This is a genomic window from Chitinophagaceae bacterium (assembly GCA_016713085.1).
Classification (GTDB): Bacteria; Bacteroidota; Bacteroidia; order Chitinophagales; family Chitinophagaceae; genus Lacibacter.
In genome coordinates, this window is record JADJPV010000002.1 from 977,053 (window position 1) to 996,130 (window position 19,078).

Annotated in this window: 15 protein-coding genes and 3 pseudogenes; 2 read left to right on the forward strand and 16 right to left on the reverse strand. The window is 39.3% G+C overall.

Going from position 1 to position 19,078, the window contains the following annotated elements:
* Nucleotides 1–26 precede the first annotated feature (26 nt).
* The 7 genes and pseudogenes from IPK31_17180 to IPK31_17210 form a co-directional block, all read right to left on the reverse strand.
* Nucleotides 27–2,224, reverse strand: a pseudogene (locus IPK31_17180) (radical SAM protein).
* A 46-nt stretch (nt 2,225–2,270) separates the two neighbouring features.
* On the reverse strand, nt 2,271–3,029 hold the full coding sequence (locus IPK31_17185) for a hypothetical protein (GenBank protein MBK8089517.1): 759 nt from the start codon (nt 3,027–3,029) through the stop codon (nt 2,271–2,273).
* A gap of 9 nt (nt 3,030–3,038) precedes the next feature.
* Nucleotides 3,039–3,389 (reverse strand): dihydroneopterin aldolase, encoded by a 351-nt coding sequence (gene folB / locus IPK31_17190; protein ID MBK8089518.1) that lies wholly within the window; start codon nt 3,387–3,389, stop codon nt 3,039–3,041.
* A 56-nt stretch (nt 3,390–3,445) separates the two neighbouring features.
* Nucleotides 3,446–4,387, reverse strand: a complete 942-nt coding sequence (gene trxB, locus IPK31_17195) for a thioredoxin-disulfide reductase (GenBank protein MBK8089519.1) — start codon at nt 4,385–4,387, stop codon at nt 3,446–3,448.
* A gap of 93 nt (nt 4,388–4,480) precedes the next feature.
* Complete coding sequence (locus IPK31_17200) at nt 4,481–5,185, reverse strand: DUF4249 family protein (protein MBK8089520.1); 705 nt, start codon at nt 5,183–5,185, stop codon at nt 4,481–4,483.
* Nucleotides 5,154–5,369: a DUF4249 family protein gene (locus IPK31_17205; protein MBK8089521.1), complete on the reverse strand. Its 216-nt coding sequence runs from the start codon at nt 5,367–5,369 to the stop codon at nt 5,154–5,156. Before IPK31_17205 ends, IPK31_17200 begins: the two co-directional genes overlap by 32 nt.
* Nucleotides 5,370–5,484: 115 nt before the next feature.
* Nucleotides 5,485–6,345, reverse strand: a complete 861-nt coding sequence (locus IPK31_17210) for an RNA polymerase sigma factor RpoD/SigA (GenBank protein ID MBK8089522.1) — start codon at nt 6,343–6,345, stop codon at nt 5,485–5,487.
* A gap of 271 nt (nt 6,346–6,616) precedes the next feature.
* On the opposite strand from IPK31_17210, the gene IPK31_17215 reads away from it, so the two are divergent.
* Nucleotides 6,617–7,639, forward strand: a complete 1,023-nt coding sequence (locus IPK31_17215) for a DegT/DnrJ/EryC1/StrS family aminotransferase (protein ID MBK8089523.1) — start codon at nt 6,617–6,619, stop codon at nt 7,637–7,639.
* Nucleotides 7,640–7,678: 39 nt separating this feature from the next.
* On the opposite strand, the gene IPK31_17220 is transcribed toward IPK31_17215, so the two are convergent.
* From IPK31_17220 to IPK31_17245, 6 genes are all read right to left on the reverse strand, one after another.
* The gene (locus IPK31_17220) at nt 7,679–9,826 is read right to left on the reverse strand and encodes a carboxy terminal-processing peptidase (protein MBK8089524.1); all 2,148 of its coding nucleotides are present in this window, start codon (nt 9,824–9,826) and stop codon (nt 7,679–7,681) included.
* Nucleotides 9,827–10,024: 198 nt separating this feature from the next.
* Complete coding sequence (locus IPK31_17225) at nt 10,025–12,655, reverse strand: glycogen debranching protein (GenBank protein MBK8089525.1); 2,631 nt, start codon at nt 12,653–12,655, stop codon at nt 10,025–10,027.
* A gap of 207 nt (nt 12,656–12,862) precedes the next feature.
* Nucleotides 12,863–13,633, reverse strand: a complete 771-nt coding sequence (locus IPK31_17230) for a phosphodiester glycosidase family protein (protein MBK8089526.1) — start codon at nt 13,631–13,633, stop codon at nt 12,863–12,865.
* Between the two features lie 8 nt (nt 13,634–13,641).
* On the reverse strand, nt 13,642–13,815 hold the full coding sequence (locus tag IPK31_17235; GenBank protein ID MBK8089527.1) for a hypothetical protein: 174 nt from the start codon (nt 13,813–13,815) through the stop codon (nt 13,642–13,644).
* Nucleotides 13,816–13,819: 4 nt separating this feature from the next.
* On the reverse strand, nt 13,820–14,749 hold the full coding sequence (gene lipA / locus IPK31_17240) for a lipoyl synthase (GenBank protein MBK8089528.1): 930 nt from the start codon (nt 14,747–14,749) through the stop codon (nt 13,820–13,822).
* A 93-nt stretch (nt 14,750–14,842) separates the two neighbouring features.
* Nucleotides 14,843–15,667: a hypothetical protein gene (locus IPK31_17245; protein MBK8089529.1), complete on the reverse strand. Its 825-nt coding sequence runs from the start codon at nt 15,665–15,667 to the stop codon at nt 14,843–14,845.
* A gap of 103 nt (nt 15,668–15,770) precedes the next feature.
* On the opposite strand from IPK31_17245, the gene IPK31_17250 reads away from it, so the two are divergent.
* The gene (locus IPK31_17250; GenBank protein MBK8089530.1) at nt 15,771–16,175 is read left to right on the forward strand and encodes an OsmC family protein; all 405 of its coding nucleotides are present in this window, start codon (nt 15,771–15,773) and stop codon (nt 16,173–16,175) included.
* Here the strand turns inward: IPK31_17250 and IPK31_17255 are convergent.
* The 3 genes and pseudogenes from IPK31_17255 to IPK31_17265 all read right to left on the reverse strand — a co-directional run bounded on the left by IPK31_17255 (nt 16,136) and on the right by IPK31_17265 (nt 19,060).
* Nucleotides 16,136–17,434 (reverse strand): DUF2851 family protein, encoded by a 1,299-nt coding sequence (locus IPK31_17255; GenBank protein MBK8089531.1) that lies wholly within the window; start codon nt 17,432–17,434, stop codon nt 16,136–16,138. The two genes, IPK31_17250 and IPK31_17255, sit on opposite strands and share 40 nt — an antisense overlap.
* A 57-nt stretch (nt 17,435–17,491) precedes the next feature.
* A pseudogene (maf, locus tag IPK31_17260) lies at nt 17,492–18,114 on the reverse strand (septum formation protein Maf).
* A pseudogene (locus IPK31_17265) lies at nt 18,114–19,060 on the reverse strand (geranylgeranylglycerol-phosphate geranylgeranyltransferase). Before IPK31_17265 ends, maf begins: the two co-directional pseudogenes overlap by 1 nt.
* Nucleotides 19,061–19,078: the final 18 nt, after the last annotated feature.

Sequence of the window (19,078 nt, forward strand, 5' to 3'; positions counted from 1 at the left end):
TAGATGCCTATCATACTATATCTAATTTACAATCTCAACAATCCTGCTTTATACAAAGTACTTACAGGCTTATTATCCCAGAATAACTCAAAATCATCCCAATCGTTTTGTTCGTAATCCTCTTTTACTTCCTGTAAAGTCATTTGCTTTTCATTATGAACAGAAAGTTTTGGTAATAAGCCAGCCAGCCACTCTCCTTTTGCTTTATCAACCTGTATGGATAAATTTTCTTTTTTTGTTGCAAAGCTGATCTGCAGTTCTTCCCAGCGGTTTCCTTTTTTTTGATTTTGAAATCACTTCTGTTTTCAACACAGTTCCGAGGAAAATAATTTTTGCAGTAGGTTTTGAAACCGGCAATTCATCTTCAGCTACGATCTGCAGAATATGATCTGGCGCAACAGTTGTCTTAGGGACTTTCATCTCAAACCATTTATTCAATGGATCATCCAGACACAGACCCTGCATATAGTTGAACAGTGATTTTCTTTAATCCAAAGCTGAAGCTTTCATGATCGGCTCCTGTTTCATCAATATGCTCCACATCATTATCAGCAAACATAATCACCGCTTCTTTTGCACGTTTCACTTTATATTTTTCAGGATTCATTCCAACCGGACTATGGGCTGTCATGGCGAACTGGTGCCAGAAAGCAGATTGCATGATTCCTGTCTTAAACATTTGCCGAACCATCTCCAGTGAGTCAATTGTTTCCTGTGCAGTTTGTGTTGGAAAACCATACATCAAATAGGCATGCACCATGATGCCAGCTTCGGTAAAATGTTTATTCACTCTTGCCACCTGTTCAACGGTTACACCTTTTTGAATGAGTTCAAGCAAACGATCACTTGCAACTTCCAATCCACCGCTTACAGCAATACATCCGCTTGCTTTTAATAACAAACAAAGATCACGGGTAAAACTTTTTTCAAAACGCACATTCGTCCACCAGCTCACAACTAATTTCCGTTTGATGATCTCCAGTGCCAATGAACGCATCAATGCCGGTGGTGCAGCTTCATCAACAAAATGAAAACCATTGTTACCTGTTTGTGCAATGATGGTTTCCATCCGGTCGCATAGCAGTTTGGCTGCAATGGGTTCATATAATTTGATATAGTCGAGTGAAATATCACAGAAGGTACATTTGCCCCAGTAACAGCCGTGTGCCATGGTAAGTTTGTTCCACCGCCCATCGCTCCACAAGCTGTGCATGGGATTCACTACTTCAATGGCAGAGATGTATTGATCCAATAATAAGTCGCTGTAATCAGGTGTGCCAACTTCAGACTGTTTATAATCTTTACAACGAGGGCTGTTGAAATAAGTGACTTGATTATTTTGTAATAAGAATGTTCGGTTTAATTCTGGTTCATTTACTTCCCCGGAAATATATTTCAACAACTGTTCAATGGGTGCTTCCCCATCATCAAGCGTAATAAAATCAAAGAATTCAAATACACGCCGATCTTTCAGTGAACGCAGTTCCGTATTGGGAAATCCTCCACCCATGGTTACTTTTATCTGAGGGTAATGTTGCTTCAGCCATTGTGCACTTCTGAAAGCTGCATACAAATTGCCGGGAAAAGGAACAGAGATGCCAACAAGTTTTGGGTTCACCTGTTCAATATGTTTCTGTAAACGGTCAAGTAATAACTCATCAACAAATGTTAATGGCTTTTGTAATTCTTCATACAGTTCATCAAAGCTGTTGGCGCTGCGTCCCAAACGTTCGGCATATCGGCTGAAACCGAAATGTTCATCCACACATTCTTTAATGAGATCAGATAGGTCTTCGAGATATAATGTTGCAATATGTTTGGCTTTATCCTGCAAACCCATTGTACCAAAAGCCCAATGCAAATCGCTTAACTCAGCGAAACGCCCAGCTTCCGGTAAAAAATTCCTTGATGCAATTAAATGCGCAATGGTTGGGTTCTTTCCCTGCAAAAACAAAACAGCATCGTCAATGCAGTTAATGTATTCCTCTTTCAGTGCAAGGATGCGTTGTGCGTTATCCGAATAAACTTTGTCTCTTGAAATGCGGCTAAATAATTCTTCCAGTCCTTTTTTTGAAAATAACTGAATGGTTACTTCAATTCCAAGATCTGCATGAAAACAAGAAATATTTTTTGTATTGAGAAAACCTTTTAGGTATCCGGTTGCCGGATACGGAGTATTTAACTGTGTAAACGGCGGCGTAAATAAAAAAACGGTTGCGTTCAAATGAGTTGCTTGAGTGGCAAAACTATTTATTATTCCTGAATGAGTCTTATTTCCATGCTTCCAGCAATTGCTTTGCTTCTGCTTTTACTGTTGGATCATCGGCAGCTGTATTGGGTAGCTTCAGCATGTATTTCAAAATTTCAATGGCTTTCTGCCTTTTGTTATTTTTATTGTAAGCCTTTGCCAGTTCAAGATAGTTTAAAACAAAGTCGGGCCTGAGTGTTCTTACACGTTCATAATAAATCAATGCTGAATCCAGTGAATTTTTTTGTAACCCGCCAAAGAACACTTTCACTGCTGCTTTTTCTATACCGGAAAGATTGCTTACTTCATAATGCCATCTTGCAATTACAAACAATGCTTTAAAATTCTCAGGATTAGATGCAATTGCCCGGTCTGAATAGGTTTTGATTTCACGTACATACGCAACTTTTTCTTTACCACTTTTCAGTAAGGACATTCGTGCATAAGCTAAAGACATTACCACATTTGCTTCGCTGTCTTTTGGATTTATTTTCAAAGCTCTTTCTGCATAGATCTTTGCTGCCGTATAAAAATCCATTTGTTTTTCTTTGGTTGCCTGTCTTCTTCCAATCCTGCTGGCCAGTTCACTGCAACGGGTAAGTGCATACAAATGATGGGGCTGCAGTTTAATCGTTTCTTTAAATTTCTGATAAGCCTCTTCTTCTTTAAATTGCTTTTCCAGCAGATCACCCTGTTTTACGAGTTCATCAACTGATGATTGCGATTGAACAAAACCTGATGAAACAAAGAAAATGATGAGAACAAATGCGAATTTCTGCATGTGGGTTGATTAATATGTTTTCTGCATGGTTATGCCAGTTTTACCCTGGAAATTCTCAATGGGTGGCGAGCATTTGTAAATATCGATTTTTATTTCAGTAATAACGGGAAAACGATCCTTAATGGTATAACAGATTTTTTCTGCAACCATTTCTAAAAGACCTGTTCTTTCCTGCATTTGCTGCTTTACGATGTTAAACAGTATAACATAGTTGATTGTTTGATCAATGGATACAACAGGGCCGCCGGGGTTATACCACACTGACAGATTCACTTCAAATGGGCCTCCCACTTTTTCTTCGCCTGCATACAATCCGTGATGTGCATGAAATTTCAAATCTTTTAAATGTACTGCTATCATTGGCCGAAAATAAAAAAGTCCCGCTGTATTAGCGGGACTATCTTTTAAATATTGGTTTAAACAACTCCTTTTGCTGATAAATAGCGTTCTGCATCCAATGCTGCCATACAACCGCTGCCTGCTGCTGTTACTGCCTGCCTGTAAATTTTATCCTGCACATCACCTCCTGCAAAAACACCTTCCACATTCGTTTTGGATGTTCCGGGGATGGTTTTGATATAACCTGCTTCATCCATATCAATAAATTCTTTAAAAATGGCTGAGTTGGGCTCGTGACCAATGGCCACAAAGAAACCCTGAACAGTGATCACAGATTCTTCACCTGTTTTGTTATTCTTCACTTTCATGCCATCCACTTTGTTCTCACCTAGTATTTCAACAGTTTCAGTGTTGAAATAGACTTTGATGTTGGGAGAGTTGAGCACACGATCCTGCATTACTTTACTTGCACGCATGGCATCTTTACGAATGAGCATATGTACGGTTGTGCAAAGTTTGCTGAGGTACAATGCTTCTTCTGCTGCGGTATCACCAGCTCCAACAATTGCCACCTCTTTTCCCCGGAAAAAGAAACCATCACATACGGCACAGGCACTAACACCATAGCCATTGAGACGCTGTTCACTTTCCAATCCCAGCCATTTGGCACTGGCACCGGTGCAAATGATCACACTGTCAGCTTCAATGAGTTTTTCATCATCAATCCAAACTTTATGCGGAGTTGAACTGAAGTCAACTTTTGTTGCCAAGCCATAACGGATATCAGTCCCCATTCTTTTGGCCTGTTTTTCAAAATCAACCATCATCTCCGGCCCCTGAACACCATCAGCATAGCCGGGATAGTTTTCAACTTCTGTTGTAATAGTCAATTGTCCGCCTGGCTGAATTCCCTGGTACAATACAGGCTTCAGGTTGGCTCTTGATGCATAAATAGCGGCTGTATATCCTGCAGGGCCCGATCCAATAATTAAACAATGTACTTTTTCTGCTGCTTCCATATTCATCTTGAAAATTTTAATAAGTCGGCAAAAATAATCTTATCCATGCATACTCTATGTAACCTGAAGTACAGTGGGTGCTGTTGTGGATAATTAACGGGGTATGATGATTGTTTTAAACTGGTTGGCGTAACCTCCAAAATATCCCAACGCCCCATTGCTGATGTTGCCAATGATCTTTGTTTGAGATGAAAAAGGATTACCAATGCTTGAATAACTGTATTCAACTGTTCTCCAAAAGTCAAAAGTGGCTTTATTGATATTGCAGAACTTAACTGTAACTGTGTCGCCTTTATGAAAAAAGCCATATTCCTCAAAATCGAGATCTGCATTGCGGTCAACACCACGGTCAACATCAACTGTATAGGTTGAGCCGTTTACAAGCTGATCATCGAATACGGAATTAAGTCCCGGTAAAAAACTTTCGCTGTTCACTTTTGTAAAATAACGTGCATAATCACCAAATCCCGGGGGGTCAGTCACCCTTGCCCTTGCAACAACTTTTTTACTTGTATCGGGAGTATTAGGTGCTTTCACCCACCAGAGCGAATCAATTGTTTTTCTGAGTAAAGGTATTGTTGTGCTGGATGTATATTCTGTTCCCTTCCATACAATCTTCAGCTGATAGCTTTTTCCAAAATCACCTTTGATGACAGTTGTTGGGTCAAGCGGATCGCTTGTGTATAAGCTGAATGGAACATTTCCCTGCAACGTTACATCGTATCGTTTCAGCTTATGAGTCTTTGTGCCATCACTGATATATACTTCAGCATCTTTGATTAAAGATTGACTGAGCACATCCAAGGTAATTTTTTGAAAAGTAGTTGAGGCTTTTAGTGAGAATAACAACAGGATCCTGCCCTGTTTCAATGCTGGCATCCACTGTTAAAAGTTCAGTAGCGTCTTTCAGGTCAAACTTCACTTTCTTTTCACAGCCAATAAAACCAAGTGTAATTAAAGTCAGCAAAACAAATCTGTACATAGTTCAAATTTACAACAGGATTATTTCCTGAAATCAATTCATGAGAATTTCACATTTCAATAAAAAATAATCCCCCCGATTTACCGGAGGGATTGATACTTAATACCCATATAAATTAATTGCCAAGATAACTTTTCAGTGCATTGCTGTAGCGTGCTTTCTGCAAACGCTTGATGGCTCTTTCCTTGATCTGGCGGATACGTTCTTTGGTTAAATCGTATTTCTGACCAATCTGTTCAATGGTAACACCATTTTCGCCATCCAGACCAAAATAAGCATTTACGATTTCTGCTTCACGTGGGCTGAGTGATTTCAATACACGACGGATTTCATTACGTAATGAATCTTTCATTACATCTTCATCTGTATCATCGCTTCCTTCCAGCAAATCGCCCATCGCCACATCTTCAGCTTCGTGCACTGGTGCATCCAGTGAAGTATGACGGGTATTACTCTGGAAGATATTGTTGATTTCTGTTTCGCTCATCTCCAGGATATCAGCGGGTTCTTCTGTTGAAGGCTCCCTTTCGTGCTCCTGTTCAAACGCCATATAAGCCTTATTGGCTTTGTTATAAGTTCCGATCTTGTTCTGTGGTAAACGAACCAAACGACCCTGTTCGGCCAATGCCTGCAGTATTGATTGGCGAATCCACCAAACAGCGTAAGAAATGAATTTAAAACCTTTGGTTTCATCAAAACGCTGGGCGGCCTTGATCAAACCGAGGTTTCCCTCATTGATCAGATCGCTTAATGATAAACCTTGATGCTGATATTGTTTGGCTACTGATACCACGAAACGAAGATTCGACTGTACCAATTTGTCCAAAGCCCTTTGATCACCCATTTTAATCCGCTGAGCAAGAGTTGTTTCCTCTTCGGGATTAATCATTGGAATCTTAGAAATTTCCTGGAGATACTTTTCAACCGCCTGTGAATCACGGTTTGTAATTTGAGTTGCAATTTTGAGCTGCCGCATAATGTATTCTTCTTAATTGTTTGTAACGTTGCTAAGACAGGGAAATTCGACCTTGTAGTGTGAAAGACTGGTTAAGAATCCTCTGTTACCGTCAGCAAAGTTACGCATCAATGACCGCTTTTCATAGCCCATGTGTATAATTGAGACTAAATTGGGTGAGATTGTAACGTTTGCAGTGTAAAATTTATCCTTACATCTAACACAATAATCAATCTAATTGTTGTCAATAGAACAGTTATTTTTGTTAATATTTTCTTTTTAAATAATTGATATGGAATGGATTGACTTTAGAAGTGACACTGTGACTAAACCTACAAAACAAATGCTGGAAGCCATGATGCAGGCAAAGGTTGGCGATGATGTCTTCAGTGAAGATGAAACTGTTAATAAACTCGAAGAAACCGCTGCTGCCATGTTTGGAATGGAAGCTGGGTTATTTTGTGCAAGTGGAACGATGACGAACCAGATTGCAATTAAGGTTCACACAAACCCAGGTGATGAGGTTATTTGTGATGAACTTTCGCATGTGTACCAGTATGAAGGCGGAGGAATTGCGTTTAATTCAGGATCTTCTGTTCAGCTATTGCATGGAAACAGGGGTCGTGTTACTGCATTACAGGTAGCTGAAGGAATTAATAATCCTGACGATATACATAAAGCCATTTCAAGTCTTGTTGTTTTGGAAAATACAAGTAACCGAGGTGGCGGAAGCTGCTATGAATTGTCTGATATTCAATCAATCAAACAAATTTGTCTAAAAAATGAACTGATACTTCATTTAGATGGAGCCAGGCTCTTTAATGCGCTTGTTGCCAAACAACAAACAGCGAAAGAATATGGTCAGATATTCCATTCAATTTCCATTTGCCTCAGCAAAGGTTTAGGTGCGCCGGTTGGCAGTGTTTTACTGGGAACCAAAGAGGTGATCAAAAAAGCAAGAAGAGTTAGAAAGGTATTTGGCGGAGGTATGAGGCAGGCAGGTTTTATTGCTGCAGGTGGTTTATACGCTTTAGAGAATCATGTTGAACGGCTTGCTACTGATCATCTTCATGCTAAACAAATTGAGCAGGCTCTTCTCTCCCATCCAAAAGTTGAAACAGTATTACCTGTGGAAACTAATATCATCATCTTTACCATGAAAGAAGGAATTTCAGCAGCTCAGTTTGTTGAGCAATTAAAGGAGAAAGGAATTTTGTGTTTTACCATGGGCAAAAATCAAATACGATTTGTTACACATTTGGATATAACTGAAGGGATGATTCAGCGAACTATCGATATTCTCCAAAAACAATAAAGCCCCGATTCGGGGCTTTATTGTTTGCTGAATCATATTTTAATTCTTTCTGTCAGAAAGTTTATTCTGTGCAATATAATACTGCTGAATCATATCATTCATCACATTGACTGTTTCACCTAAATGAAGATCAGTTTTCAAACGGTTGATGAAAGCAGTGTTTCTTTCTTCTTTGCCTTTATCTCCACTGATCCGCTGCAGATCAACAGCCAGGCTTGTAACTTCAAGTGGGGTTTGCATCCTGGTTAAAGAATCAATCGTTTTGATTGTGTTACTTAATGTTTTCTTATCCTGACGGTATTTTGTGATATTCAAAGAATATGCCTTGTCATTATATTTTGAAAGCCAGTCAGTATTTTCTTTAATCAGCTGAAAGGATTTATTCTGCTTCACTCTCTCATTGCTGCGGTTGATGACATTGTTCAAATCAAAATCACTTTTCCAAACCTTGTACTGTGTGCTGTTGATTTCATCCCATGCCAATGCATCAGGGTCATCTTTTTCACGCAGCTTCAGGTATTCATACTGGTCAGGTAAAACAATATCAGAACTAACTCCTTTCAATTGTGTGCTTGCACCACTGATACGATAGAATTTCTGCAAGGTTAGTTTGATATCACCCAATTCAGAAGCATTACCACTTGTCCAGCTGGTACGTTCCAGCTGAATACTGCGTTGTACTGTTCCTTTACCGTAAGTAGTTGTGCTGCCAATTACCAGTCCACGTTTGTAATCCTGGATCGCTGCTGCAAAGATTTCAGAAGCCGAAGCACTGAACTCATTTACCATTACAGTTAAAGGCCCGTTCCATAATACATTGTTATCTCTGTCACGCAGAATAGATGGAGCTTCATCCCTGCTTTTTACCTGCACAACAGGTCCATCTTCAATGAACAAGCCAACCATTTGTACCACATCCATTAATGATCCGCCACCATTTAAGCGCAAATCGAGGATGATGCCATTGATTCCTTCCTGTTTCAGCTTAACAATTTCTTTTGCTACATCTGCTGCACAACGGGCTCCATTTGGATCCTGGAAGTTTGCATAGAATTCAGGCAGGAAGATGTATCCAATCTTATAATTATCTGGTCCTTTAATGATCGTGCTCTTCGCAAAAGTTTCATCGAGGTTAATTTTTTCACGGATAATTGACACGACTTTTATTTCACCACTTGCTTTTTTAATCGTCAATCTTACTTCCGTATCCTTTTTACCCCTGATCAAACGAACAGCATCAGGAACTTCAAATCCTGTAAGATCCTGGGGGTCATCTTTACCCTGGGCAACTTTTTGAATAATATCACCAATTTGAATCTGGCCTGATTTAGCTGCGGGACTTCCTGTAACAATCGTCGCCACTTTAATATTCCCTTCCTCTTCTGTTAAAGAAGCTCCAATACCAAAAAATTCTCCGCTCATCTGTTCATCAAACGAACGCTTTTCAATGGGTGGGAAATAAGTTGTATGCGGATCCATTGATTCAGTAATATCATTTACAAACAGGTTGAAACGGTCTTCATCTTTAAACCTGTTGCGGAAACGGTCAAACATTTTATCCAGTGACTTACTTACTTTCTCTCTTGCTTCTTTTTCCAGTTCCACATTTGTCTTAGCTGTAAACCCTTCTTTTCCTTTGTTCTTTTCCTGTTGTTCAATCAAGTCAACATAGGTGCTGAGTGTCATATACTTCAGCTTTTTGCGCCACACTTCTTTGCGGGCTGCTTCGGTTTTTGCAAACACCGTTTTTTCTTCATCATCAGAATAAGACTCCTCTGTGTTAAAATCGAAAGGTTTCTGCAGAATTTCTTTGTACAGCATCGATGCTTCCTGTACTCTTTGTATATAAAGCTTATTGAAGAGATAGAATGATTCTAATTTTGAACCATGTATCTCGTCATCAATCTTTGTATCAAATTTTTTGAGTTGACTGACGTCCGCTTCCAGGAAATAAGTTTTATCGGGGTCTAAACTTTTCAGGTATTTTGCAAACACTTCTTTTGAAAAGGTATCATCAATCTTTTTGGGATTGAAATGACCTTCTTCAAGGAATTCTCCCACCAATTGCAGGATACGTTCAAAACGGCTGCCGGGTTCTTTACGGGTAGAGAATGAATAACATGCAAAAAAAACACTGCTTCCGAGAAGCAGTACTAAAATGAGCATCAGGCTTTTTTTACTAAACATATATTTTATTAGGGTTGACATAATACAATTCCGTAAAAATAACGAGAAAAGATGAGGGCTTATTGGCCGTTTGTACTTTTATTTGCTTTTAACAAGCCCTTAGCTAGGTATATATTGAAAAAATTGAGCCAGATTTTCCCCCGTTCACGTATTGATCCGGGAAAATCAGGGATATTCACAAGCTCGGCTCTTAGAATGTTATTTCAGGTGAATAATTCTCAGACAGTCAATCATTGCCTGGTTGATTTCTCCATTCATGTTTTCATTAAAATCCTCCAGCGACACTGTTATAACATGTTCACCCTTTGCTAAGTTCACTTTCATGGCATTGCTGAAGCCCCAGTTGCTCCATTCTTCCTTTCCCCTTTGTGGAAAAACAATTGCATTGATTCTCTTACCGTCAACTGAAAGTGTCCGAATAGCACATTTGTTTTCCGTATTGGTTGGCCCGTTACCATTGGCGTAGCGGAAGTCAATGGCATAGTAGCCATCAGCGGCTGCCTTTACTTTAAACTGAACAACTTTATTTACTGTGGTGCTGATTTCAATAAAGCCATCACCCGTAAAGCCCTTATAACCTTTTGTTGATTTTTCCGCAACATTTTCAGCAGGCAGCACCTGTACATATTGATCAGCAACTACAACAACCGGCTCTGATGCAAAGGACCCGTTATTATTTTTATCTAAAGCAATTACCTGGTATTCGGCATATACACCGGGCTTAACTGTTACCGACGGCTGAGATGTTTTAATTAGTTTTTTTCCATTCATCAGAACCATATAAACAGTTGCTTTTTCAATTGGCTCCCAAGATAATTTCTGATTGTCGTATTTCAATACCGGTGCAGGTAATGTAAATACAACCGGCTGCTGATTGGTTGCTGCATTTACATCCGCCTGGTTGTTTAATACAATTTTAATGCTGTGCTTTCCTGCAAATGTTTCAGGAATTTCAAACAGCGAAGTTTTCTTTCCATCTAACTCAAATGAAACAATTTTATTTCCATATCCATTGAGTTCAATATCAAGTATTGCATTGCGGTAATGAAAATTATTCAGAGTTCGTTTGCCCTGCATTGCTTTTGGAACAAATGGTTGAAACGCCAGTTTACCATCTTCAAACCTGATTCCGAATAATACTTTATGAATAATGCTGATGTTTCCTGATAAACTCCACAGCATAATACTTGAGTTAATCTGGGTTCCGTTAAAGTCGCCGTTTTCAGCAACAAAATTTTCCTTGTTGGTAAGGAACAATGCAGCGGGACGATAAATAGCATTGATACTTTCCATTACTGATTTTTCATTCCCCACTCCTGCTGCAGCCCATAACCAATAGGTTTGTACAAATGGCCATACGGCATTGTTATGATAAGGAGGAATATTTGGAATCTCTGGATAAATACAGGGAATACCAAATGATGTAACAGGTGTACTTGCAATGATTTGTTTGGCTCTTGCTGCATCTGCAATTCCAAATAACACACACAAAGCTTCACCTAAAGCTTCAGCTCTTGGTGAAACAATTTTGAAATTACGACCGTATAAAAACTGGGCATAATAACCTTTCTCCGGTATCCACAAATATTTATTAATGCCTGTTTTTATTTTTTCTGCAACGAGTTTGTGTTTGTCGCTAACCTGTTTCTGTTTTAATACTGTTGCCATTTTTGAAAGAATGATATTGGCCTGGTAATGCACTGCGTTTGTTCCGAGGCATTCACTTTCAAAAATATCAGCCGGCTGCATCCATTTAGGATAGGTTTGTTCACGCCAGTCAAGAAAAGATGATTCACCTTTTACCATTCCTGTTACAGGATCATATGCATTCTGCAAATCATCTTCAATGGAATTTTTAATGATGATGTATGCTTGTTCCAGCCAGTCTTTATTGCCGGTGGCTTTATATACTTCCCAGGCAGCTACGGCCCAAACCATACGATCAGTAGAGTTTGGCCATGCACCACCGGTACCTGTATCCTGGATCACTTTCTTTTTCTTATTTACTTTCCGAAGCAAACTGTTCATGGCAACTCTTGGATGCAAATAAGCCATTGAAAGAATAATACTGTAACTCACATCTCTTGTCCACACACCGCTCCACTCCTTTCCTGTTCTGAATGTACTGTCGGCCTCAATAGCTTTCAGCATTTCTTCAAGCGAGAGATTATAAATGGCATTCGATAAAAGAAAGCTTGACTGATACTGAGGATAAGCTGAAATATCTTTTGATAATTTCCATTCAGCATCGGTGTGTTTTTCATCCGACTGTTTATTCAGTACCAGCGTTGTTTCATAAATACCATCAGCATCATTGTCCTGTAACTTTAATTCATCATGATGATAGAGATTGTCAAAGTCCCACATCAATGGCGCTGCACTGCCGGCTACATAAACTCCTTTAAAATCTTCTTTATAAATTTTGTCACCGCTGAACGTTGTGTAAAAACCTCTTTCTCTGAACTGCTGAAGTACATCTCTCAAATCCAATCGGATTTTTAATGAAGTATTGGGAGTAAGAAACTTTGTTCCTGCTGAAGTTTGATTGAATTGTGTACCGAATTTAATAATGGGTGTCTCCGCCATTCCATTCTTTGCATCAACCGTAAAGCGGTGATCTTTTCCCGACAGCATTTCATTATCTCTTCCATTGATAGCGAATTTGAAAATGATATCGGCTGATTGAAATTCGTTTGCCGGACTTTTGTAATTGCTTTTAATATGGGTGGATGAAAGAGCAACGGCTTCATTCTTTCCCTGTATAACTTTATCAGGATAAATGCTGAAAGCAGGTGATTGATAAATGGGTTTGCTGGCTAAAACTCTCACTGATCATTGCTGTAAAGCAACAGAAAAAAAACAATCGTTTCATGTGTTTATTATTTTTTTTTGCCACATAGTATGCCCATAATCATCTTCAGTTGGCAAACAATTGTTTATGGGTATTTCATAAATTTTTTTATTCGATAACATCAATTTCGCATTCGAACTGTCCTGTAAATTTACCTGTATTTCAAATTGTATGCAGCAAAGAAACTATTTCTTCTTTTTAATGATGAATACTCCCGGCACGGGCCTTTCACCTTCTTTATCACTCGGCTTGATCGTTTCCTTTCCATTCACCAGCATACAACTGCTACCGCCACCATCGAGGTTTAATGCTTCCACACAACCAAGATCAAGCAGCATCTTTGCCAGTTGAGTTAAGGAAGCTCCTTCTGCCAGGCCCGGAAACCTTCCCTGCACTACAAGAATGATCAGTTTGCCATCGGCTGTATAACCCATGGCTGTACGTGGATGTTTGTCATCAATGGCTTTACCAGTGAACATGCGTTCTTCGTTATTGCTGATGCTGATCTTTGAATTTTGAATCAATGCAGGACCTCCGCCAATTGCTGTTTGCATTTTCCATTTTTTTGCACCAGCCACTTTTGACCGATCAATTTTAGAAGAACTGGAATCTTTAAAAACAACAGGAGCATTTTCAAATGCTTTAGCATAACGAGATGAAGAATCAGTGTGCAACCATGCTACATCTGCTTCTCTTTTTTTACTGATGCCGATCGCTGAACGGAATGTATGAATATAAGTCAGTGTGTCTTTTCCTTTCAAAGCTGTTGAGTGAACATTGTACGAAACCAGTTTGCCGTTTTTTATAACCGTATTCAGATTACGGTTTGTAGCAAAATCAAAAAAAGTTCCATTTACAACAAGAGGCGGCTGCTCATTCTTTTCGTAAAACTGCTTAGGTGTAAATCTTCTTTTGAAGGTAGTATCGGTTGTAAAATTCAGTTTCCTGTCTTTCAAATCAGCAATTACATAATATGGCCATTGGGTTTGCCATCAATTGAATCATTTGTTTTGTACACATGCATGGAAGAAGGAAGTTCACCATACTGTGCATCCGCATTTTGCCAGTTGAGTTGACCGAAACAAAAAGGAGCAGCTGTAAAATACAACACTGCTCCTGCAATTATTTTCTTCATCATTCTGTTAGGAAATAAGTTGAGTTTTTTCTTCCAGCCATTTTTCTCTTCCGTATCCCGGAACCACATGCTTTTCGCTGTGATAGCTTGAACGTACAAGAGGGCCGCTTTCTACATAATCCAATCCAATGCTGTAACCAATCTCCCTGTATTCAGCAAATTCATCAGGATGTACAAAACGCTGTACAGCTAAATGTTTTTTTGATGGTTGCAGGTACTGACCAATCGTTACGACATCTACCCCATTATTCTTCATATCTGTCAGCGTCTGAATCACTTCTTCTTTTGTTTCACCCAAACCAAGCATGATACCGCTTTTTACACGCATACCTTTTTCTTTCAGATAACGGAGTACTTCCATACTTCTCCAGTACTTGGCCTGGATCCTCACCTGTCTTGTTAAACGCTCAACAGTTTCAATATTATGCGATACAATTTCGGGATGTGCCTCAACAATGCGCTGTACATTTTCCATCTGTCCTTTAAAATCAGGGATCAGCGTTTCCAGTGTTGTTTCGGGGTTCAGGGTTTTAATGGCCCTGATGGTATTGAACCAGATGATACTTCCGCCATCCTGTATTTCATCCCTGTCAACAGAAGTAACAACAGCATGCTTCACTTTCATGAGATGGATTGCTTCAGCAACACGTTGGGGTTCATCCCAATCAACAGGATCGGGCCGGCCGGTAGCAACTGCACAAAAACCGCAGCTCCTGGTACAGGTATTGCCAAGAATCATGAATGTGGCTGTTCCTTCACCCCAGCATTCGCCCATATTGGGGCAATTGCCGCTTTCACAAATGGTATGAAGTTTATTTTTATCTACGAGGTTACGTACATGGCGGTAAGAATCACCAATAGGTAAACGTACTCTTAACCAATCCGGTTTTTTTAATTTCTGCTCTGCGGCAGCTTCTGTCGCTACAATTTCCTGCATAATTAGATCAACAAGTGAGGGGCAAAGTTAGTTGATACGGGCGAAAGATTTAAACCTTGGTTTTTCGCTCAATTTCCATGTTACCAATACAAATTACTTTCGTTTACCAAAGAGGATGGCTACATATCCATTAAAAAATACCTGGCTGTTCTTGTTTTTGAGCATGATATTAATTTCACGGCTGTAGGCTTCAAGGTTCATTCCAACTTCAATGGCCGATACCATTTCATTAAAACGGCCATAATCAAACCGCAATGCTGCTTTTACATGCGCACCGGGTACAACTTTTAACTGGTTCCAGCCATAACGCAAACCAGTGCCCTGGATAATATTTCCGGGAGCAAGAAAGGCCACACTGTCTTCAACAGAATATTTAATATCCCTGGTACCATCAGGACCTGAATCCTGTACTCTTACATAATATGGGCGCTCAAGGCCAATTGAAATTCCACCTGCATAGATAGCAGAAACGGCAACCCCGTTTTTATTTGTTTTACCACCCAGTAAACGCTGCTGACCAAATGTTGGTTTTAACTGGTAAAAGCTGTTTTGTTTTCCATATACATAAGGACTGCCAATTTGCAGAAAGCCGCTGTTACTTAAAATATTATTCAGCTTTTTTTCTTTGGGATGTTTCTTTTCACCAAACTCTAAAGAAAACAGGTTAGTAGTACTCACACTCTTCAGATAACCCTTTTCATACAGGATACTCCAGCCATCGGTATTTAACCGGAAGCCGAATACACTCTGTTTATTAAATACCAATGCACCTTCTTCCTGTTGACGGATCAGGTTGTTTATTTTTTCACGCCGTGCTTCTTTCTTTTCGTCACGTTCACTTTTCTTTTTTGGCTGATCCTGTGCAAATAAACTGAAGGCTGAGATCGTTAAACAAAAACCGATGATTAATCTTTTCACAAGTTTGGTATTGATGTTACAAAGTAAATTTACAGATTAAAACGATAGATGCAGCATTGTGGTATCTTGCTGCCTCAAACTTTCAAGAATAATTCACAAGTTTATGACATCTTCTATTCTGTACAAGGGTGAGTTAAGAACTTCAGCCACCCATTTACAAAGTAATACAACCATCGAAACCGATGCACCTCTCGATAACCAGGGAAAAGCCGAACGTTTTTCTCCTACTGATCTTGTTGCAACGGCATTGGGCAGCTGTATGCTTACCATTATGGGCATCAAAGCAAGAGATATGGGTATTGATCTCACCAATGTTAAAATTGATATTCAGAAACACATGAAAAGCGACCCGAGAAGAATTGGAGGAGTTGATGTGAGTTTTCATTTCCCTGCCCATTTGCAGTTAGATGAAAAACAACGGACGATTTTACAGAATGCAGCACTTACATGCCCTGTTGCCAAAAGTCTTCATGCAGATATTGAACAGAATGTAGTGTTTAACTGGTAAGCTGTTTTTTTAAGGATGCTGTTACCAATTGCACAGCTTAAACAACGCTTTACATTACAGTAATTCTTTTTCAGATAAAGCAATGCCTGCGAATCAAATGCAGTGGAATGTGTTACACCTGTATTTTCCCATTGACGGGTAATGCGGTTGTTTTCCTTTGGCAATTCCTGCAGCCATTGCACGGCTTTTTGTTTCAGCTTATCATTTGCATGCTGTTCAGCATAAGCATAAAGCATGGGTATGATTGTGTTAATGAGTATATTTTCAATCATCATTTTACCCAACCGTTTCTTTTTGAATTCAGCAGGTTCATTCAGCAGATAATGATAATGCCAGTAATCATTGGCAGTTACAGCAAGTAACTGTTTAATTGAATGCTGATCATCGGCTTCAATAACTTTTGAGAATAAATGACTCGACTGATGAATGAGCATTGCCAGTTGTGCTAAACGAACTGAAGGGAAATTAGATGGTCTCATCCTTAAAAAATGAAGCAAGTGGTTAACCGGCTTCAATTGATGTTTCTTGTGCAGGAATTTATATTCTTTCTGCAGCATGATGGGGTAATCTTCAGTAAACTCACCATTCAGTAAACCTGCCTGTCCCAGCAACAAAGCTTCTAACTGATGAATCTGATTTTTATGTTTTGCCAGAACTGTAACTGGGATTGTTTTGGCAATCGATTCAAATGCATCTGTATTAACAGTCATCCCGAAATTTCTTGCCAGCAATTGCCAGAAGGTTTCTTCCCAGTGATGATTGGTTTCCTGTAAAAGTTGATTGATCTTTTCATTTTTTTGAAACAACCGTTCAGCAATCATCCTTTCTTTCCAGTTTACCCATACCAATTCCGAAACAACCGAAAGCTGGTTTTGGCAGGGAATGAATTCGTTTTGCTGCATTAACAGATAATAACGTTGAAGCAATGATGCGGAAATGCGGTTCTTTAACTCCAGTACAGGAATAGTTTGTTCAATTGTTTGATCATGCTCCCAAACTACATGCAGAATGATATTGCTGTAATGTTCATCATTTGTATGACCATGTTTATCCCAGTCGCTTGTTTTGATATGCAGTTCAATATTGCCAAACCAGCTGATGTTGTTAATGTGAATCCGTGCATGCAGAAAGTCGGGCCCCTGGTTACTGTTCAGCAATCCCTGGGAAAGAATACTGATTGAGTCATCGCCAGCAGTTTTGAGTTGTTCTTTGTTGAAATACAGGTGTTGCCAGATAAACTGGAGCAGGCGTTCGTTCATAGCAAAAGCAATTGGTTAATGTGGAGATGTGCTGATTTGAAAATGAATTCCAATCAATCATTTACAAATTAATAAATGCCTTTTGTATTTAAAAGCAATCAGTTGCAAATTAATTACCGTTCCAAATTGCTTCAGTGCTTTCACTACCCTGCTTACAGGTAAGCCCATCACATTGTAAAAATCGCCTTCTACCCGTTTAATGCCTACAACACCAATCCATTCCTGGATGGCATAGGCACCGGCTTTATCAAAAGGCTGGTAATGTTCTACATAATATTCTATCTGCTGATCAGTTAGCGTATGAAACTCAACTTCAGTAATATCAGCAAATGCAATTTCTGTTTCTTCTTTTACAATAACAACGCCTGTAATTACCTGGTGCGTTTGTCCTGAAAGTTCTTTCAATGTATTTACCGCATCTTCCATGCTGGCCGGTTTGCCAATCACCTTATCTTTCAGTACAACAATGGTATCAGCCGCCAGTATCAGACGGTCATGACTTAATTCTGCTTTTACAGCTAATGCTTTATTCTTCGCAATATAAACAGGCACATCTTCAATGGGTAAAACGCAGGATACATTTCATCGGTATCTTTACCATTACATCAAAAAGGAATTTCTGCCCACTCTAAGAGCTGTCTTCGTCTTAGCGATTTGGAGGCAAGGATAATCCGTTCCATCAGGCGAAAAATTTAAACAGGATCATTGAAAGGATGCCGGTAAAAATCACTGCTTTGATCCATTTGCTTAATCCAGCAAAATCTGCAGTTGTGTTTGCTTTCAACAGCAACTTTAAACAGTAAGCAGTTGGTATAACAATCAACAGTAAACAATAGGCTGCTGCAATCCACATCTTAAACTGTAGAACATAAAATAACACAATGATAAGCAACACGAGCAGGATCACCAACCAGATGCCCGCAAATACTTTTGAAAAATCTACTCCCCAAACAATTGGCATGGTTTTGCATCCGTACTTTGCATCACCTTCCATGTCTTCAATATCTTTCACCACTTCACGAATTAATGTAATAATAAATGCAAAGGAGGAATAAAGAATAGCCAGCCTGAATAACTTTTGCTGTGCATCAGTATTAATCATATGCAGCAGGTTCACTTCCTGGTGAATGGTAAGCAGGTACACTACAAATACCACCCATGCAGTTAAAAGTGAGATGATGATATTTCCACTGAGTAATTTCTTTTTAAACGTAGTACTGTAAAACCAGAGAAGGAATACACAGCCTGTATTTGCAAAACCAATGATCCAGTTACCATTTTGCAGTCCGATGTAAAATCCCATCAGCACACCGGCAAAAGAAAATAACATGTGAAAAAAAATGGCCCATCTGCGGCTGATGCTTTTATCAACCACCATCCTGCCCGGTTTATTCACCAGGTCAATATTCAAATCAAAATAATCATTGATGACATAACCGGCAGCTGCAATAAAAATGGATGATAAGGTGAGAATAAAAAACAAAATATAATACTCCCTCGGCATATGCAACCCGCCACCATACAAAACCGGCTGAACAACACAATAGAAAAAGGATTTGTGTAAGCGCTATAAAAAAGAAGATTGGGCCAGCGAATCAGTTTAAAAAAATCGGAGAGTTTCTTCATCTTTCTGTTTCAGCTGTG